We start from the raw sequence: 15,515 nt of genomic DNA on the forward strand, positions 1-15,515 counted from the left end.
TCGATTTATTCATGCGAAAGTCCAAAGCTGACCATATTTAACCCCCCTCTCTGTACGTCTGAGGTCATACATGTCCCCCTCGGCCACCGCTCCGGTCGACTCCAAGCAGCCTTCGGCCCAACAGCCGCACGGTGGGCTGGATCGTTTCTTCAAGATCTCCGAGCGGGGGTCGTCGGTCGCGCGCGAGATCCGCGGAGGATTCGCCACGTTCTTCGCGATGGCGTACATCATCGTGCTGAACCCGATCATCCTCGGCAGCGCGAAGGACATGTACGGGCACCAGCTCGACGGTGGCCAGCTGGTCACCGCCACCGTGCTGACCGCCGCGTTCTCCACGCTCCTGATGGGCGTCATCGGCAATGTGCCGATCGCGCTGGCCGCGGGCCTCGGCGTCAACACCGTCGTGGCGCTCCAGCTCGCCCCCCGGATGAGCTGGCCGGACGCGATGGGCATGGTCGTCCTCGCGGGCTTCGTGGTGATGCTGCTGGTCGCGACCGGTCTGCGGGAACGCGTCATGCACGCCGTGCCGACCTCGCTCCGCAAGGGCATCGCGATCGGCATCGGCCTGTTCATCCTGCTGATCGGTCTGGTCGACTCGGGCTTCGTCTCCCGCATGCCGGACGCCGCGCACACCACCGTGCCGCTCCAGCTCGGCGGCAACGGACACCTCCACGGCTGGCCGGTCCTCGTCTTCATCATCGGCACGCTGCTCACCCTCGCGCTGCTCACCCGCAAGGTGCCGGGCGCGATCCTGATCTCCATCGTCGCGATGACGGTCCTCGCGCTGATCATCGACGCCGTCGCCGGCCTGCCGTCCGAGGCGTGGGGTCTGACCGTCCCGAAGTGGCCGGGCAACCCGCTCGCCACCCCGGACTTCGGGCTGGTCGGTCAGGTCAGTGTGTTCGGCGGCTTCAGCAAGGTCGGCGTGCTCACGGGCGTCCTGTTCGTCTTCACCGTGCTGCTGTCCTGCTTCTTCGACGCGATGGGCACCATCCTCGGCGTGGGCGACGAGGCGAAGCTGACCGACCCGGAGGGCAACTTCCCCGGCATCAACAAGGTGCTGTTCGTGGACGGCATCGCGGTCGCCGCGGGCGGTGCGAGCTCCTCCTCCGCCACGACCTGCTTCGTGGAGTCCACGGCGGGGGTCGGCGAGGGCGCCCGCACCGGCCTCGCGAGCATCGTGACGGGTGCGCTGTTCACGGTGGCGCTGTTCCTGACGCCCCTGGCGACCATGGTCCCGTCGCAGGCGGCCACCCCCGCGCTGCTGGCGGTGGGCTTCCTGATCATCTCGGGCTCGGTGCGGGACATCGACTGGAGCGACTACACGCTCGCCATCCCGGCCTTCCTCGCCATGCTGATGATGCCGTTCACGTACTCGATCACCAACGGCATCGGCATCGGCTTCATCGCCTTCTGCGTGCTGCGGGTGGCGGCCGGGCGCTGGCGCGAGGTGCCGGTGCCCATGTACGTGGTCTCGGCGGTCTTCGTCTTCTACTACGCGATGCCGGCCCTCGGCCTCACGTGACCTCTTCGGCCCTGACCTCCGCGGTACCGGCCACCGGGGTTCCCTCCGACCCGTAGAACTTCTCCGTCTCGTCGACGGCCGCCTTGAAGCGCTCGTCGAAGTCATCGCGAATGAGCGTCCGGACGACATAGTCCTGGACGCTCATTCCGCGTTTCGCGGCATGCTGCCGGAGCCGGTCGAGCAGCTCACCGTCTATCCGCAGGCTGAGCACAGTCGATCCCATGGCAAGCAGGGTTACGGCCCGAGGCGTCGTTTCACGTCACTTTCCGGATCCGACTCACTCGTTCGGGTGAGCAATTGGGCGAAGTGCCCCGCGCGCGTGTAACACGAATGGTCTTTAGGTTGGGTAATGAGTTACGCTAATAAACATGCCTGACCTGATCCACGACGGCGAAAACGCCGCCGCCGTGAGCTCCCTCCGCTCCGCCGTGATGCTGCTCAGTCGGCGCCTCAAGCACCAGCGCGTCGACGAGTCGCTGAGCCCCACCGAGATGTCGGTGCTCGGCACACTCGCGCGGTGCGGCTCCGCCACACCCGGCGAGCTGGCCCGCAAGGAGCACGTGCAGCCTCCGTCGATGACCCGAATCGTCGCGCTGCTGGAGGCGAAGGGGCTGGTCAGACTGGAACCGCACCCCGACGACCGTCGCCAGAAGGTGGTCAGCCAGACCGAGCAGGCGGAAGCCATGCTCGAAGAGAGCCGTTCCAAACGGAACGCCTGGCTGACCTCCCTGGCCGAGGGTCTGGACGAGGACGAGTGGGAGACGCTGCGCAAGGCGGCGCCCGTGCTGGAGAAGCTCGCCCACCTGTAGCGGGGCGGGGCGGACCGCGCCGGCCCCGGGCCGGCGCACCGCCCGCACCGCCGCACCTCGTCAGTCGGCGAAACGTATACGTCCGAGGAGGCGAACCCTTTTGAGTACGGGATCCGGAGCAGACTCCGCCCCCGCACCGACTTCCACCCACGAGAGCAAGCCCGGCGGGACCTTCTCGTCGCTGAAGATACGCAACTACCGCCTGTTCGCCACGGGCGCCGTGATCTCCAACACCGGTACCTGGATGTCCCGCATCACGCAGGACTGGCTCGTCCTGAGCCTCACCGGGTCCGCCGCCGCCGTCGGTATCACCACGGCCCTCCAGTTCCTCCCGATGCTCCTCTTCGGTCTGTACGGCGGTGTCATCGCGGACCGCTTCCCGAAGCGGAAGCTCCTTCTGTTCAGCCAGGCGGCGCTCGGCCTGTGCGGGATCGCCCTGGCGGTCCTCACCCTCTCCGGCGTCGTCCAGGTGTGGCACGTCTACCTCATCGCCTTCCTGCTCGGCATGGTGACGGTGGTCGACAACCCGGCCCGCCAGTCCTTCGTGTCCGAGATGGTCGGCCCCGCCCAGCTGCGGAACGCGGTCAGCCTCAACTCGGCCAACTTCCAGTCCGCCCGGCTCATCGGCCCCGCCGTCGCGGGTGTCCTGATCACCACGGTCGGCAGCGGCTGGGCCTTCATGTTCAACGGCCTGTCCTTCGCGGCCCCGCTCGTCGGCCTGCTGATGATGCGTACGAACGAGCTGCACAAGACCACCGTCGTGCCCCGCGCCAAGGGGCAGCTGCGCGAGGGCCTGCGCTACGTCTCCGGGCGCCCCGAGCTGATCTGGCCGATCGTCCTGGTCGGCTTCGTCGGCACGTTCGGCTTCAACTTCCCGATCTGGCTCACCGCCTTCGCGGACGAGATCTTCCACGGCGGCGCCGGGATGTACTCGCTGTTCAACATCCTCATGGCGGCCGGCTCCCTGGCCGGTGCCCTGCTCGCCGCCCGCCGCCGCTCCTCGCGGCTGCGGATGCTGGTGGCCGCGGGCACGGCGTTCGGTCTGCTGGAGATCGTCGCGTCCCTGTCGCCGTCCGTCTGGCTCTTCGCGATCCTGCTGGTCCCGATCGGCATGATCGGCCTGACGACCAACATCAGCGCGAACACGAGCGTCCAGATGGCCGCCGACCCGGCCATGCGCGGCCGGGTGATGAGCCTGTACATGATGGTCTTCGCCGGTGGTACGCCGGTGGGCGCCCCGATCGTCGGCTGGATCAGCGACGCCTACGGGGTCCGTACGGGCATGGCGGTCGGCGGCGCGTTCTCGCTGGTGGCCGCGCTCGGCGTCGGCCTCGTGCTGGCCCGCGTCGGCGGCCTCCGCCTCCGCCTCGACCTGCGACCGGGCCGCCCGCACGTCCGGTTCGTCCCGCGCGAGGAGCTGGCCACGGCGGCGTGAGCGCCGTCCGACGAGACGCATGACAAGGCCCCGACCGGTACTCACCGGCCGGGGCCGTGCCATGTGTTCCGGGGCGCGTCAGTCGCGGGGGAAGTCGCCGGTCTCCAGGACGAGGCCGACCACGGTCGAGGTGAGACCGACCGGGGCGCCGAAGTCGAGGCTCAGCACGCTGCGGTACTCGTCCTCCTTCGGGAGCGTGTGGAGGTGCCACGTGCCGGTGTACGGGTCGACGATGAGGTACCCGGGCACACCGGCGGTGGCGCAGGTGGCCTTCTTCGACCCGTAGTCGTTGGCGGCGGTGTCCTTGGAGATCACCTCGGCGACGAACTCGATGTCCTGGTAGCGCCAGCGGCCGTTGGAGTCCTTGGTGGCCTCCTCGGACAGGGCCACGACGTCGGAGGCGAAACCATTGAGACGTCCCGGAAAGTCGATACGCACGTCGGACTTCAGCCGCTTTTACGGGTACCTGGCACGGAGTTGCTCGACGATGTCGAAGACGACCTCCCCGTGGGTGTCCCGTTGCGACGACATGTAGATGTTCCCCTCGACGATCTCGACCTTGAATCCCTCGGGGGTGGGCTCAAGCCGCTCGAACATCATGTCCGGAGTGCGCTCGTCGCTGCTGTCGGCCATCTCGATCCTGTCGGTCTCCACGACGGTCGTCGTGCCGCTCCTCCCCGCTGCCGTGCGGGCGCGGGCAGCCACGTAGTACAACGAGACGTACGGAGACCTGGACACGCCGGGACGGTGCGACACTCGGCGCATGAGCCGTCTCAGACTCTTCGTCGCCGTGCTGCCGCCCGCTTCCGCGGTCGAGGAACTGCGCAGTGCCGTCGCCCCGCTGCACACGCTTCCCGGTGCCAGGGGTCTTCGCTGGACCGGGGTGCCCGGCTGGCACTTCACACTCGCCTTCCTCGGGTCCGTGGACGAGGAGCTGCTGCCCGAACTGGGCGAGCGCCTCGCGCGGGCCGCGCACCGCACCGACCCCTTCCCGCTGCGCATCCACGGCGCCGGGCGGTTCGGCGGGCGGGCGCTCTGGGCGGGCGCCGCGGGCTCGCTCGACATGCTGCGGCTCCTCGCCGAACGCGCCGAGGCCGCCGCCCGCCGCACCGGCATCCCCATGGAGGAGCACCGCCGCTACACCCCGCACCTCACCCTCGCCCGCAGTCGCCGCGCCGAGCTGGACCTGCGCCCCTGGACCGACGCGCTCAAAGGCTTCGAGGGCACCCCGTGGGAGGTCGAGGAGCTGTCTCTCGTACGCAGCAACCTGCCGGTCGCCGGAGTGCGGGGGGAGCAGCCCCGGTACGAGGTGGTCGGATCCTGGTCGCTGGGAAGCTGAGGGCTGCGGTTACGCTCGAAGGGTGGATCCGAAGACCAGAAACCGCGTCATGGCGGCCGTGCTCGTGCTGATGTTCGTCGTCGTCGCCGTGGCGGCCGCGGCCGGAGCGTGACGCGGCGGGCCCGTCGTGGTGCGGCCCACGGGCCATGGGCGGGGCCGGGCGCGACGACGGGTCCGGCGGCACACCCGTCTCCCCTCAGGCGGTGAGCCTTCGGGGAGCGAGGGCCGACGCGGTCTCCCGGGCGAACGCCTCCGGGTTGTCCAGCATGATGTTGTGCCCGCAGTCCGGGACCGCCACGACGCGTACCCCGTGCTCGACGAGGGCGGCCTCGCCGGGCAGCGGTCCGTCGGCCGACGGGCGCAGGAACGTACGCGGAATCCGCAGGCCCAGCAGGATTTCCCGCATCGTCGGCGTCGTCCCGCGGGCGAGGTGCGCCGCACTGCGGTACAGCGCCTCGGGGCCCGCCAGCCGCATGGTCGCCCACCAGAACGGGCCCACCCGCTCGCCCACCTCGGCCAGGCCGCCGGCCAGGAACTCCTCCTCCGTGTACGCCGCGATGCCGCTGCTGCTCGGCCGGTCACGGACGGGGGCGACCGGGTCCAGATTGGCGTCGACCAGGACCAGCCTGCCCACCAGGCGGGGGTGGCGCGCCGCGAGCACGATGGCCACCGCGCCGCCCATGCTGTGCCCGATCACGTCCGCGCCCTCCGCACCGGCCGTCTCCATCGCCGTCGCCACCGCGTCCGCGTGCTCCTCCAGGGTGTAGCCGAAGTCCGCGGGGCGGTCGCTGATGCCGAAGCCGAGCAGATCGACGAGCAGCGACCGGCCCTCGGCCAGCAGGGGGTGCGTCGCGCTCGCGGCGAAGTACGGGCCGGAGGAGGCGCCGAGCCCGTGCAGATAGACCCGGGTGGGGCCGCCGGTGCTCCCGGGGCCGCCTGTACCTCCGGGGAGTTCCACCCACCTGATGCGTGCGCCCTCGTCCGTCACCTGTGCGTCGCGCATGTCCGCTCCTCCCCGAGCCGCTCAAACCATCGAGAAGACTATACATAGATGTCGATGTATAAAATCCTCGGGAGAGGATACGCACATGCTGGAACTGGCCATTCTTGGATTTCTGTACGAGCAACCCCTGCACGGCTACGAGCTGAAGCGCCGGGTAGCCCACCTCACCGGGCACGTCCGGCCCATCGCGGACGGCACGCTGTATCCGGCGATCAAGCGGCTGGAGCGCGCCGGGTGGCTGGAGCGCCGGACCGAACCGGGCACCAGGGCCGCCCCCCGCCACACCCTGACCCTGACCGGGGCGGGGCGCGAGGAGCTGCTGCGGCGGCTGCGCGAGGCCGACGAGGTGGACATCAGCGACGAGAACCGCTGGTTCACCGTCCTCGCCTTCCTGCGCCACCTGCCGTCCCCGGCCGAGCAGGCGGAGGTGCTGCGGCGCAGGCTCGCGTTCCTGGAGGAGCCGAGCAGTTTCTTCTACGAGGACGACCGGCCGCTCGGCGCCGAGTCGTTCGACGACCCCTTCCGCCGGGGCCTGCTGCGGATCGCCCGCGCGACCAGCGAGGCGGAGCTGAGCTGGCTCGACTCGACGCTGAAGGAGCTCGGGGCGAGCTGAGGGGCGGAGGGGAAGTGGAAGCGGGGGCAAAAAGACGGAGCGGGGGTGGGAAGACGGATGCCGCCGCCCCGCCCCCGCCGGAGCGGGAGGACGAGGCGGCGGCGGGGGCGGGCGGCAGCCATCAGGTCCATTGGCCCACCGGCCCCCGGGTGGTCCCTACCAGGCGAACGCCTCCGGAGAGGGCCCCGGACCCGGGAAGATCTCGTCCAGCGAGGCCAGCAGCTCCGCGGAGAGGTCGAGTTCCAGCGCCCGCAGCGCCGAACCCAGCTGCTCCTGGTTGCGCGGCCCGATGATCGGACCCGTCACTCCCGGCTGGGCGAGGAGCCATGCCAGGCCGACCTCGCCGGGCTCCAGGCCGTGCTTGTCGAGCAGGTCCTCGTACGCCTGGATCTGCTTGCGCTGCTCCGGGTCGCGCAGGGCATCCGCGCCGCGGCCGGAGGCCGTGCGGCCGGCCGAGCCCTCGCGCTCCTTCCTGATCGCACCGCCCAGCAGGCCGCCGTGCAGCGGGGACCACGGGATGACGCCGAGCCCGTACTCCCGCGCCGCCGGAATGACCTCCATCTCGGCACGGCGTTCCATCAGGTTGTAGATGCACTGCTCGCTGACCAGGCCCAACGAGCCGCGCCGGGCGGCCAGTTCATTGGCCTGGGCGATCTTGTACCCGGCGAAGTTCGACGAACCGGCGTAGAGGATCTTGCCCTGCTGGACCAGGACGTCGATCGCCTGCCAGATCTCGTCGAAGGGCGTGTTCCGGTCGACGTGGTGGAACTGGTAGAGGTCGATGTGGTCCGTCCGGAGCCGCTTCAGCGACGCCTCGACCGAGCGCCGGATGTTCACGGCGGAGAGCTTGTCGTGGTTGGGCCAGGCCTCGCCGTCGGGGCCCATGTTCCCGTACATCTTGGTGGCCAGGACCACCTTGTCGCGGCGTTCGCCGCCCTTGGCGAACCAGGTGCCGATGATCTCCTCGGTACGGCCCTTGTTCTCGCCCCAGCCGTACACGTTCGCCGTGTCGAAGAAGTTCAGGCCCGTGTCCAGCGCCGCGTCCATGATGGCGTGGCTGTCCGCCTCGTCGGTGTGCGGACCGAAGTTCATCGTGCCGAGCACGAGTCGGCTGACCCTGAGTCCGGTGCGTCCGAGCTGTGTGTACTCCATGGTTCTCCAGCCAACGCCTTCGAGTCCGCTCGAAGCAAGGGCTCCCGGGCCGGTCACGGCTGCCGGAAGACGACCTCGGGGCGGTCGGCCGCGGGGCCGTCCAGCAGCGGCTGCGGTGTGCCGCGCAGGTGGAGGTCGAAGAAGGCGGTCAGGTAGTCGCGCGTGAGGTGCCAGGACCGCTGCCCCGACAACGGTACGGCGGGATCGGCCAGGCCGAGCCGGTCGGCCAGTACGGGCAGGTCGGTGAAGGTGAAGTGCCCGGCCCCCGAGACCGTCAGCCAGCGCTTCCAGCCGTCCAGGCGCGCCCAGGCGGCCGACCAGTCGTTCTGCCCGCCGGGGCTGTGCGTGGTCTCGGTGCCCATCATCAGGAACGGGCGCCCGCCCAGGCCGTCCTCGGGCAGCGGGGCGAAGAAGCCGCCGTCCAGGTTCAGGCCGGCCCGCACCCGCTGGTCCCGGGCCATGAGCGCGGCGGCGCCCGCGCCCCCGACGGAGTGACCCGCCGCCCCGATCCGCCGCGGGTCGACCATTCGGGCGTACGGGAGGGCCGGGCGTCCCCGGACCGTCCGAGCCGTTCCCCTTTCCCCGGTCAGCCGGTCGATCACGAACGAGAGGTCGTGCGCCCGCCCCACGGCCACGCGCGCGTAGTCCCCGGTCGAGTCGACCCGTTCGCAGGCGGCGCAGGTGAGCATCCGGCCGCCGGGGAAGGCCGTGCCGACCGACTCGTACGCGTGGTCGACGGTGGCGACGACGTACCCGCGGCTCGCCAGGTCGTTCGCCAGGGACGTGAGGGTGGCGCGGGGCATCGAGAAGCCCGGCGAGAGCACCACCAGCGGGAAGCGGCCGGGGGCGGGGCGGGCGTCGACGCGTGCGTGGGTGCGGGTCGCGGCGACGGTCCCGGCGGGGACGACGCCTCCGAGTCCCCGTGCCTCCAGCAGGAGTTGGGCCTCCTTCGTGGTCATGTACGCCGCAGAACCGCCCCGGCCCGGCCCGGCCGGACGGTACGCCGGGTAGAACACCGACACCATCAACTCCCTGTCCACCGAGGGCACCCACGGGTCGCGGCGCCGGTGGTCGGTCAGGTGCAGGGTCTGTGTCCCGACCGCGTGGTGACCCGCGGGCCGCGGCAGGGCGAGCTCCGTGGCCGCCGTGGCGCCGGGTGCGGTGGCCGTGGTCGTGGGTGCGGCCGTGGCAGTACCCGTACCCAGGAGGGTGAGGGCCAGGAAGAGTCCGAGCAGCGCGGAAGCGGTCGTGCCGTGACGTCTGTTCATGCCCCGCACGGTAGGCGTGGGGAGCCGCCCGGCACGTCGGCCCGCGGTGGTGACCGGAGCGGCGGGACGTACCTCCGGGGAGGTACGTCCTCCACCCCCGGTCCTACCCGCGCCCGCCTGGAAGCGTGCCGGTCCGGGGAGCGCCGGGAGCCAGGATCCGGCCGAGTCCCAGGGCGGTGACGAGCCAGACCACGCAGCCCACGACCAGTGAGCCGATCGCTCCGAGCGGGGTGCGGAAGGCGAGCATCCCCCAGGTGCCGAGGCCGTTGACCCAGCCGCTCATCGAGACGAGCAGGGCCGCGCGGGCCGGGACGCGGAACATGGTGATGAGCCGGTCGGCGATCAGCACTCCCACCGTCATCGCGGCGACATTGGCTCCGAGGGCGATCCAGAAGAAGGGCGGGGGGTCCTCCTCCGAGAGCGCCTCCTGGATCGCCAGGCCGGCCATCCCGAGGGGCAGGGCGATCCAGAGCGCCGAAAGGATGCGATGGCCGAGCGTCTTCGACAGCGGGTCGAAGACGTTCGTGAACCCCCGGGCGGCGGCCATGCCCACCAGGCAGGCACCGACGGAGAGGGGGAGCGCCTTCAGGGAGTCGACCGGGGTGAAGAGGACCGCCAGCACATAGGTGACCAGCGCCGTTCCCGCCCCGGCCAGCCAGGTCGCGGCCACGGAACCGGGGGAGGACAAGCCATTGCGCGGGTCCCGCCCGCTGACGCGGAGCCGTTCGGGGACAGGACTGGGCACGGGGAACGATCCGTAGGGCGCGCCGTGGAACGGACCCGGGGCAGTGGGGAACGGGGCGGAGGGAGGGGGCTGCGGGGCGGGCGACGGCGGGGTCTGCGTGGCGAGCGGGAGGGACTTGTCGGACGGCAGGACGCGCGTGGACGGGACGACCGGTGCGGCGGCCGGAGCGGGCGATGCGTGCGCGCCCCCGGCCGGAGCCCCCGCGTCCCCGCCCGTCCCCGCTTCCCCGCCCGTCCCCGTGCCCGCGTCCCCGTCACCGGTGTGCTCGTCGTCGGCGCGCCCGGATCCGGCCGCCCGGCGCAGGAGAGCGGCGACCTCCGCCGCGTCCTTCGGACGCTCGTCGGGGTCCTTGGCGAGCAACCGCATGACGAGCGCGTCGAGTTCGCCGAACTCCCGGAGACCGGGCCGGTGCGCGCTCGGCGGCTCGGGGACGTTGCCGAGGTGCCGGGCCAGCACGGCCGTGCCGGCCCCGGTGAACGGCGGCCGGCCGGTGAGCAGGTGGTAGAGGAGACAGCCGAGGGAGTACAGGTCGCTGCGGCTGTCGAGGACGTCGGGCGCCTGGATCTGCTCCGGCGACATGTACAGGGGCGTGCCGATCATGAACCCGGTCCCGGTCAGATCGGTACGGGTCGCCGCCGCGGCCGTCGACAGCATCCGGGCGATGCCGAAGTCGAGGATCTTCACCGTCCCCGAGGTGGTGAGCAGGATGTTGGCGGGCTTGATGTCCCGGTGGACGATGCCCGCCCGGTGCGCGGTCTCCAGACCCGCGCAGATCTCGACGGCCCAGCCCACCGCTTCGGAGGGCTCGGGAAGGTCCGGGCTCCGGCTTTCCAGGACGGCGCCGAGGTCACGCCCCTGAAGGTGTTCCATGACGAGGTACAGGACCCGTTCCCCCGCCACCTGCGCCTCGCCGAAGTCGTGCAGGGTGACGATGTGCGGGCTCGACAGGCCGCCCACCACCCGGGCCTCCCGGGCGAACCGGGTCGCCGAGGTGTCCTCGTCGATCCGGGAGAGGACCTTCACCGCGACCTTCCGGCCGATGCGTTCGTCCTCCGCCCGCCACACCCGGCCCATGCCGCCCGAACCGATCGGCTCGGTCAGCCGGTACCGTCCGTCGAGAATCTCGCCACGCATTCGTCGCCCCCGCTCAACTCCTGTGGCCCATCCCGTACATGATTGCTCAACAGGCGGTGTCCGGACCCCCGCGGGAGGCAACCGGAGCCTGGGCTCCCGCGGGCCCGGAACGCCCCGGAGCCCTCCGGACCGCGAACCGGTCCAGGGCCGCCAGCACCGCCCGGCTCGTCGCCGCGCCGCCCAGGTGCCCGGCGCCGTCGATCACGGTCAGTTCGGCGTCCGGCCACACCTTCGTCAGTTCCCACGCGGTGACGAGCGGCCCGCCCAGGTCGAACCGGCCGTGCACCAGCACGCCCGGAATCCCCGCCAGCCGCCCCGCGTCCCGGAGCAACTGCCCCTCCTCCAGCCAGGCACCCTGCGAGAAGTAGTGCGAGCAGATCCGCACCAGCGCCTGCCGTGCCCGGCCGGGCCGCCCGCTGTACGGGGGCGGCCCGGTGTACGCCTCCTGGGAGAGCACCGCGTCCTCCCACGCGCACCAGTCGGCCGTCGCCCGCTCCCGCACATCGGGGTCGGGGCTCTCCATCCGCCGGGCGTACGCGGCCAGGACGTCCGGCGTCGCGTCCCCCTCGGCCTCCGGAACCCCGGCCCGGAACAGGTCCCACGCCTCGGGGAAGATTTGGCCCACCCCCCGGTACAGCCAGTCGATCTCGGAGCGCCGGGTGGTGGTGACGGCCGGGATCACGATCTCCGAGACCCGCTCCGGATGCCGTTCGGCGTACGCGAGGATCAGCGTCGAGCCCCAGGACCCGCCGTACAGCAGCCACTTCTCGATCCCGAGCCGGACCCGCAGCCGTTCCATGTCGGCGATCAGCCGGTCGGTCGTGTTGAACCGCATGTCGGTGGCCGGGTCGCTCGCGTGCGGGGTGGAACGCCCGCAGCCCCGCTGGTCGAAGAGGACGACGCGGTACAGGTCCGGGTCGAAGTGCTGCCGGTGCCGCTCGGTGCACCCCGACCCCGGTCCGCCGTGCACGACGACCGCGGGCTTGCCCTCCGGGTTGCCGCACACCTCCCAGTACACGAGGTTGCCCTCGCCCACATCGAGCATGCCGTGCTCGTACGGTTCGATCGGCGGGTACTTCTCGTCGGGCCCGCGGTGCATGGTGACTCCCTCGGCTCCTCGGCCCCGCGGACGGCTTCCGCGGGCAAAGGGGACAGCGTACGGCCGGGGCGTAACCTGAGGGGCGTGAATCCCGCACCGCGCGTTCTGGCCGTACTCGACGATCTGCTCCGCACCGCGACCCCCGGCGAACGTGGTGCGCTGTGGCAACTGTCCGATCAGGGACGCGAGTTGGACGCCAATCTGGTGCGCCTTCCGCCGGGCGCCGAGGTGGGCGAGCACCAGGAGGACGTTCTGGACGTCCTGCTCGTCGTCGTCGCGGGCGGCGGCCGGATCACCACCGTGGGCGAGGTACTGGACCTGGCCCCGACCACGGTCGTCTGGCTGCCCCGCACCTCCCGCCGCGCCCTCGCCGCCGGTCCGGACGGTCTCGCCTACCTGACGGTCCACCGCCGCCGCCCCGGCCTGACCATCAAGCCCCCGGCCGAGTCCCGGACCGAGTCCCGGGTCGCGAGGCCCGCCACGTCCCCGGCACCGTCCGAGGGAGGCGAGGCGCCCTGCATGCTGGACCGCGTCTGCCCCGGATGCGGACGCCTCTCGCACGATCCGGAGCCGGTGTTCTGCAGCCGCTGCGGGGAGCGGTTCGCGTAGATCCGGCGTTCGGCGAACGGTGCGTGGAGCCGGTGGGAAAGGCTCCGTGACGTGACCGAATCACAAGTCCTGCCGAGCGTCCCGGACATGGCCGAGCGTCTACTCTGTTGCCTCCATGTAGTCCACAGGGGGTCGCATGCACAGCGAGGGTACGGCCGGTCGTGATTCGGCCGACGGGCAGGGCGACGGCTCCTCCCGCAGGCCCGATGACGGCTGGGCCGACGACTATCTCCGGAGCGACTCGACCGAGCACGCGCAGCCGTGGTCGGAGATGCAGCAGACCCCCGGGGCCTCGGACCGTGCGACGGCGACCCCCGCACCGCACCATGTGATCGACGGCCGTTACGAACTCCTGCACAGCCTCGGGCGCGGCGGCATGGGCGAGGTCTGGGAAGCCCTGGACACCCGCCTCGACCGGCACGTCGCGGTGAAGGGGCTGCTCGGCCGGGACGCCGTGGGAGCGGCCACGCGGGAACAGATGATGAACCGGGCGCGGCGCGAGGCCGCGGCCATCGCCAAGATCAGGCACCAGAACGTGGTGGCCGTGCACGACCGGGTCGAGTCCGGCAACCAGGTCTGGATCGTGATGGACCTGCTCGACGCGCGTTCGCTCGCGGACCTGATGCGTGTGGAACAGCGGCTCTCGGTGCGGCGGACGGCCGCGATCGGCCTTCAGGTGCTGGGCGGGCTGCGGGCCGTTCACGAGGCGCGGGTGGTCCACCGTGACGTGAAACCGGCCAACATCCTTTTCGCCAGGGACGATTTCGCGATCCTGGCGGACTTCGGGATCGCGACCTTCGACGGTGCCATACCGCTCACCAGGGCCGGGGAACTCATCGGCACGTTCAAGTACCTGGCGCCCGAACTCCTCGGCCAGACGGCACAGCAGAGCGCCGCGACACCGGCGTCCGACCTGTGGTCGCTGGGCGTCACGCTGTACGAAATGGTCGAGGGCAGGCACCCGTTCGACCGGGCCACCGAGTACGAGGTCCTGATCGCGGTCTGTCAGTCCGCCCCGCTGCCGATGGAGCACGGCGGGGCCCTGGCCGAGGTCGTGGAGCGGCTGATGCACAAGGACCCGCGGCAGCGGCTGGGCGCGGAGGCCGCGGAGGAGATGCTGCGGAACGTCCTCCGGGAGACCGCCGCGCCCCGGCCCTCCGCCCCCGACTTTGCCCCGCCCCCGGTGAAGGCGGGGGAACAAGCGGAAGCAGGGCCAGGGGCAGAGGAAGAGGCGAAGGCAGAGGCGGCGGAGGAGAGCGGGGACGGGGACGGGGACGGGGCGTCCGCGCCCGTACCGCCACGGGCGCCGGTCTCCGTACCGCCCGTGCCCCCCGTACCGCCCGTGCACGCCGTCCAGGAACCGAAGGGGCAGGGCGGCGGGGGCCGGGGACGGCGGACGGCCGCGGTGGGCGTGGTGTGCGCGGCGTTGCTGGCCGGTCTCGTATGGGGCGGTGTGGAATGGCTGGGGAAGAACGGCGGGACGGACCCGGACGGCCGGGCGGGGTCGGAGCCCGCGCCGGAGCCGTACAGCAGGACGCATCCGATCCTGAAGGTGGGCGTCAAGGACGACCAGCCCGGCCTGGGCGAGAAGGTCAAGAACGGCAAGTACCGGGGGTACGAGGTCGACCTGGCCTACGCGATCGCGCACGACATGGGGTACAGCCGTGAGCACGTCGTCTTCGAGTCCGTGAGCAGCGAGAACCGGAGCACGATACTGCAGAAGGGTGATGTGGATCTGGTCATCGCCACCTACAGCATCACGGAGGAGCGCAAGCACGCGAAGGCGCCGGACTACAGCGTCGCGTTCGCCGGTCCGTACTACGTGGCGAGCCGCAGTTTCATGGTCCGCAAGAAGGCGAAGGCCGTGTCGATCGACGACTCCAGGGTGCTGAAGGAGAAGGAGCTGGAGGTGTGCACGGCGAGGGGCTCGACGTACGAGGGGTGGCTGCCCAAGGCCGGGTACACCATGACGAAGTTGCTCCCGAACGGCTACAACAAGTGCGTGAGGGACCTGCTGGACCGGAGGTCGCCGGTCTACGCGGTGAGCACGGACGACGTCATCCTCGCCGGGTTCGTCGAGGACAACCCCACCGAACTGAAACGGCTGGACAGCAGCGCGGGCGCGGAGGGCTACGGCGTCGCGATGAACCCGGACGAGAAGGGGCTGAAGAAGGAGGTGTGCTCGGCGCTGAGGAGGATCATGACCGACGGGTCCTGGGAGAAGCTGTACGCCGACCACCTCTCCCCGCTGCTGAACAGGAAGAATCCGCCGAACAAGCCGAAGATGACGGAGTGTTCGCCCTGACGCCCTGACGCGGCGGGGTGTTCAGCGGTCGATCACCCATGCGGCGTCGACCGGTGGCCGGCCGGTGGCGAGGATGTGGCGGACGATCCGGAACGCCTCGTCGAGCGGCACGGTGTCGGCGTCGGGATACTCGTCGGACTGGCCGTTCGAGAGCTCGAAGCCGTCGCTCCATCCGTCGGCGTCGGCCTCGGGGTCCGTGGCGTGCTCGCCCGGGTCACCGGAGTGTTCGAGCAGCATCACCATCGCCCGCTCGGTGTTGCTCACGACGGCCAGGGAGCGCCCGGACGCGCTTTCCAGCCAGGCGTCGAGCTTCCCTTCGGCAATCCTGCTCCGGAGCACTTCCGCCACCGTGTCCGCGGACACCGGGGCGGTGCCGTCCGTCAGGGTCCACGACTCCATGGGCCCGACCTTCTCACAGCACGGACTTGTTACATCAACGCCTTTGAGAATAGCGGTACTTGATCATGACGACGGCCGGG

General features: G+C 71.0%; 14 protein-coding genes and 1 pseudogene. 7 read left to right on the forward strand and 8 right to left on the reverse strand.

Annotation, left to right across the window (positions count from 1 at the left end; translation table 11 throughout):
- Positions 1-70 precede the first annotated feature (70 nt).
- The gene (locus ACWCXX_RS02820) at positions 71-1,525 is read left to right on the forward strand and encodes an NCS2 family permease (RefSeq protein ID WP_451123625.1); all 1,455 of its coding nucleotides are present in this window, start codon (positions 71-73) and stop codon (positions 1,523-1,525) included.
- Here the strand turns inward: ACWCXX_RS02820 and ACWCXX_RS02825 are convergent.
- On the reverse strand, positions 1,518-1,748 hold the full coding sequence (locus tag ACWCXX_RS02825) for a ribbon-helix-helix protein, CopG family (protein WP_451123627.1): 231 nt from the start codon (positions 1,746-1,748) through the stop codon (positions 1,518-1,520). The two genes, ACWCXX_RS02820 and ACWCXX_RS02825, sit on opposite strands and share 8 nt — an antisense overlap.
- A gap of 145 nt (positions 1,749-1,893) precedes the next feature.
- On the opposite strand from ACWCXX_RS02825, the gene ACWCXX_RS02830 reads away from it, so the two are divergent.
- Both ACWCXX_RS02830 and ACWCXX_RS02835 read left to right on the forward strand, forming a co-directional pair.
- Positions 1,894-2,334, forward strand: a complete 441-nt coding sequence (locus ACWCXX_RS02830) for a MarR family winged helix-turn-helix transcriptional regulator (protein WP_451123629.1) — start codon at positions 1,894-1,896, stop codon at positions 2,332-2,334.
- Positions 2,335-2,434: 100 nt separating this feature from the next.
- Positions 2,435-3,769: an MFS transporter gene (locus ACWCXX_RS02835; RefSeq protein ID WP_451123631.1), complete on the forward strand. Its 1,335-nt coding sequence runs from the start codon at positions 2,435-2,437 to the stop codon at positions 3,767-3,769.
- Positions 3,770-3,847: 78 nt separating this feature from the next.
- On the opposite strand, the pseudogene ACWCXX_RS02840 reads toward ACWCXX_RS02835, so the two are convergent.
- Positions 3,848-4,402, reverse strand: a pseudogene (locus ACWCXX_RS02840) (Uma2 family endonuclease).
- A gap of 130 nt (positions 4,403-4,532) precedes the next feature.
- Between ACWCXX_RS02840 and thpR the strand changes: the two are divergent.
- A complete protein-coding gene (thpR, locus tag ACWCXX_RS02845; RefSeq protein ID WP_451123633.1) occupies positions 4,533-5,108 on the forward strand; it encodes an RNA 2',3'-cyclic phosphodiesterase in 576 nt (191 codons plus the stop codon).
- 196 nt (positions 5,109-5,304) lie between these two features.
- Here the strand turns inward: thpR and ACWCXX_RS02850 are convergent, their stop codons facing one another.
- Positions 5,305-6,111, reverse strand: a complete 807-nt coding sequence (locus tag ACWCXX_RS02850) for an alpha/beta fold hydrolase (RefSeq protein ID WP_451123635.1) — start codon at positions 6,109-6,111, stop codon at positions 5,305-5,307.
- A gap of 85 nt (positions 6,112-6,196) precedes the next feature.
- Between ACWCXX_RS02850 and ACWCXX_RS02855 the strand changes: the two genes are divergently transcribed.
- On the forward strand, positions 6,197-6,724 hold the full coding sequence (locus ACWCXX_RS02855; protein ID WP_451123637.1) for a PadR family transcriptional regulator: 528 nt from the start codon (positions 6,197-6,199) through the stop codon (positions 6,722-6,724).
- Between the two features lie 156 nt (positions 6,725-6,880).
- Here ACWCXX_RS02855 and ACWCXX_RS02860 read toward each other — a convergent pair whose 3' ends face one another.
- The 4 genes from ACWCXX_RS02860 to pip all read right to left on the reverse strand — a co-directional run bounded on the left by ACWCXX_RS02860 (position 6,881) and on the right by pip (position 12,122).
- Positions 6,881-7,876, reverse strand: a complete 996-nt coding sequence (locus tag ACWCXX_RS02860; protein ID WP_451123639.1) for an aldo/keto reductase — start codon at positions 7,874-7,876, stop codon at positions 6,881-6,883.
- A gap of 53 nt (positions 7,877-7,929) precedes the next feature.
- Positions 7,930-9,144, reverse strand: coding sequence for an alpha/beta hydrolase family protein (locus ACWCXX_RS02865; protein ID WP_451123641.1), 1,215 nt, complete (start codon positions 9,142-9,144; stop codon positions 7,930-7,932).
- 103 nt (positions 9,145-9,247) lie between these two features.
- Entirely contained in the window at positions 9,248-11,023 is a 1,776-nt protein-coding gene (locus ACWCXX_RS02870) for a serine/threonine-protein kinase (protein ID WP_451123643.1), read from the reverse strand.
- A gap of 46 nt (positions 11,024-11,069) precedes the next feature.
- Positions 11,070-12,122, reverse strand: coding sequence for a prolyl aminopeptidase (pip, locus tag ACWCXX_RS02875; RefSeq protein ID WP_451123645.1), 1,053 nt, complete (start codon positions 12,120-12,122; stop codon positions 11,070-11,072).
- An 84-nt stretch (positions 12,123-12,206) separates the two neighbouring features.
- Between pip and ACWCXX_RS02880 the strand changes: the two genes are divergently transcribed.
- The gene (locus ACWCXX_RS02880) at positions 12,207-12,731 is read left to right on the forward strand and encodes a hypothetical protein (protein WP_451123647.1); all 525 of its coding nucleotides are present in this window, start codon (positions 12,207-12,209) and stop codon (positions 12,729-12,731) included.
- Positions 12,732-12,867: 136 nt separating this feature from the next.
- Complete coding sequence (locus ACWCXX_RS02885) at positions 12,868-15,036, forward strand: serine/threonine-protein kinase (RefSeq protein ID WP_451123649.1); 2,169 nt, start codon at positions 12,868-12,870, stop codon at positions 15,034-15,036.
- A gap of 21 nt (positions 15,037-15,057) precedes the next feature.
- On the opposite strand, the gene ACWCXX_RS02890 is transcribed toward ACWCXX_RS02885, so the two are convergent.
- Positions 15,058-15,435: a hypothetical protein gene (locus ACWCXX_RS02890; RefSeq protein ID WP_451123651.1), complete on the reverse strand. Its 378-nt coding sequence runs from the start codon at positions 15,433-15,435 to the stop codon at positions 15,058-15,060.
- Positions 15,436-15,515 lie beyond the last annotated feature (80 nt).

It is taken from the genome of Streptomyces sp. NPDC001732 (assembly GCF_053596315.1).

What these genes read in the sequence shown, in the direction of transcription:
- pip (WP_451123645.1), bottom strand. Translation starts at nt 12,122, where the DNA reads ATGCACCGCGGGCCCGACGAGAAGTACCCGCCGATCGAACCGTACGAG.
- ACWCXX_RS02885 (WP_451123649.1), top strand. Translation starts at nt 12,868, where the DNA reads ATGCACAGCGAGGGTACGGCCGGTCGTGATTCGGCCGACGGGCAGGGC.
- ACWCXX_RS02860 (WP_451123639.1), bottom strand. Translation starts at nt 7,876, where the DNA reads ATGGAGTACACACAGCTCGGACGCACCGGACTCAGGGTCAGCCGACTC.
- ACWCXX_RS02855 (WP_451123637.1), top strand. Translation starts at nt 6,197, where the DNA reads ATGCTGGAACTGGCCATTCTTGGATTTCTGTACGAGCAACCCCTGCAC.
- ACWCXX_RS02850 (WP_451123635.1), bottom strand. Translation starts at nt 6,111, where the DNA reads ATGCGCGACGCACAGGTGACGGACGAGGGCGCACGCATCAGGTGGGTG.
- ACWCXX_RS02825 (WP_451123627.1), bottom strand. Translation starts at nt 1,748, where the DNA reads ATGGGATCGACTGTGCTCAGCCTGCGGATAGACGGTGAGCTGCTCGAC.
- ACWCXX_RS02830 (WP_451123629.1), top strand. Translation starts at nt 1,894, where the DNA reads ATGCCTGACCTGATCCACGACGGCGAAAACGCCGCCGCCGTGAGCTCC.
- ACWCXX_RS02890 (WP_451123651.1), bottom strand. Translation starts at nt 15,435, where the DNA reads ATGGAGTCGTGGACCCTGACGGACGGCACCGCCCCGGTGTCCGCGGAC.
- thpR (WP_451123633.1), top strand. Translation starts at nt 4,533, where the DNA reads ATGAGCCGTCTCAGACTCTTCGTCGCCGTGCTGCCGCCCGCTTCCGCG.
- ACWCXX_RS02865 (WP_451123641.1), bottom strand. Translation starts at nt 9,144, where the DNA reads ATGAACAGACGTCACGGCACGACCGCTTCCGCGCTGCTCGGACTCTTC.
- ACWCXX_RS02870 (WP_451123643.1), bottom strand. Translation starts at nt 11,023, where the DNA reads ATGCGTGGCGAGATTCTCGACGGACGGTACCGGCTGACCGAGCCGATC.
- ACWCXX_RS02820 (WP_451123625.1), top strand. Translation starts at nt 71, where the DNA reads ATGTCCCCCTCGGCCACCGCTCCGGTCGACTCCAAGCAGCCTTCGGCC.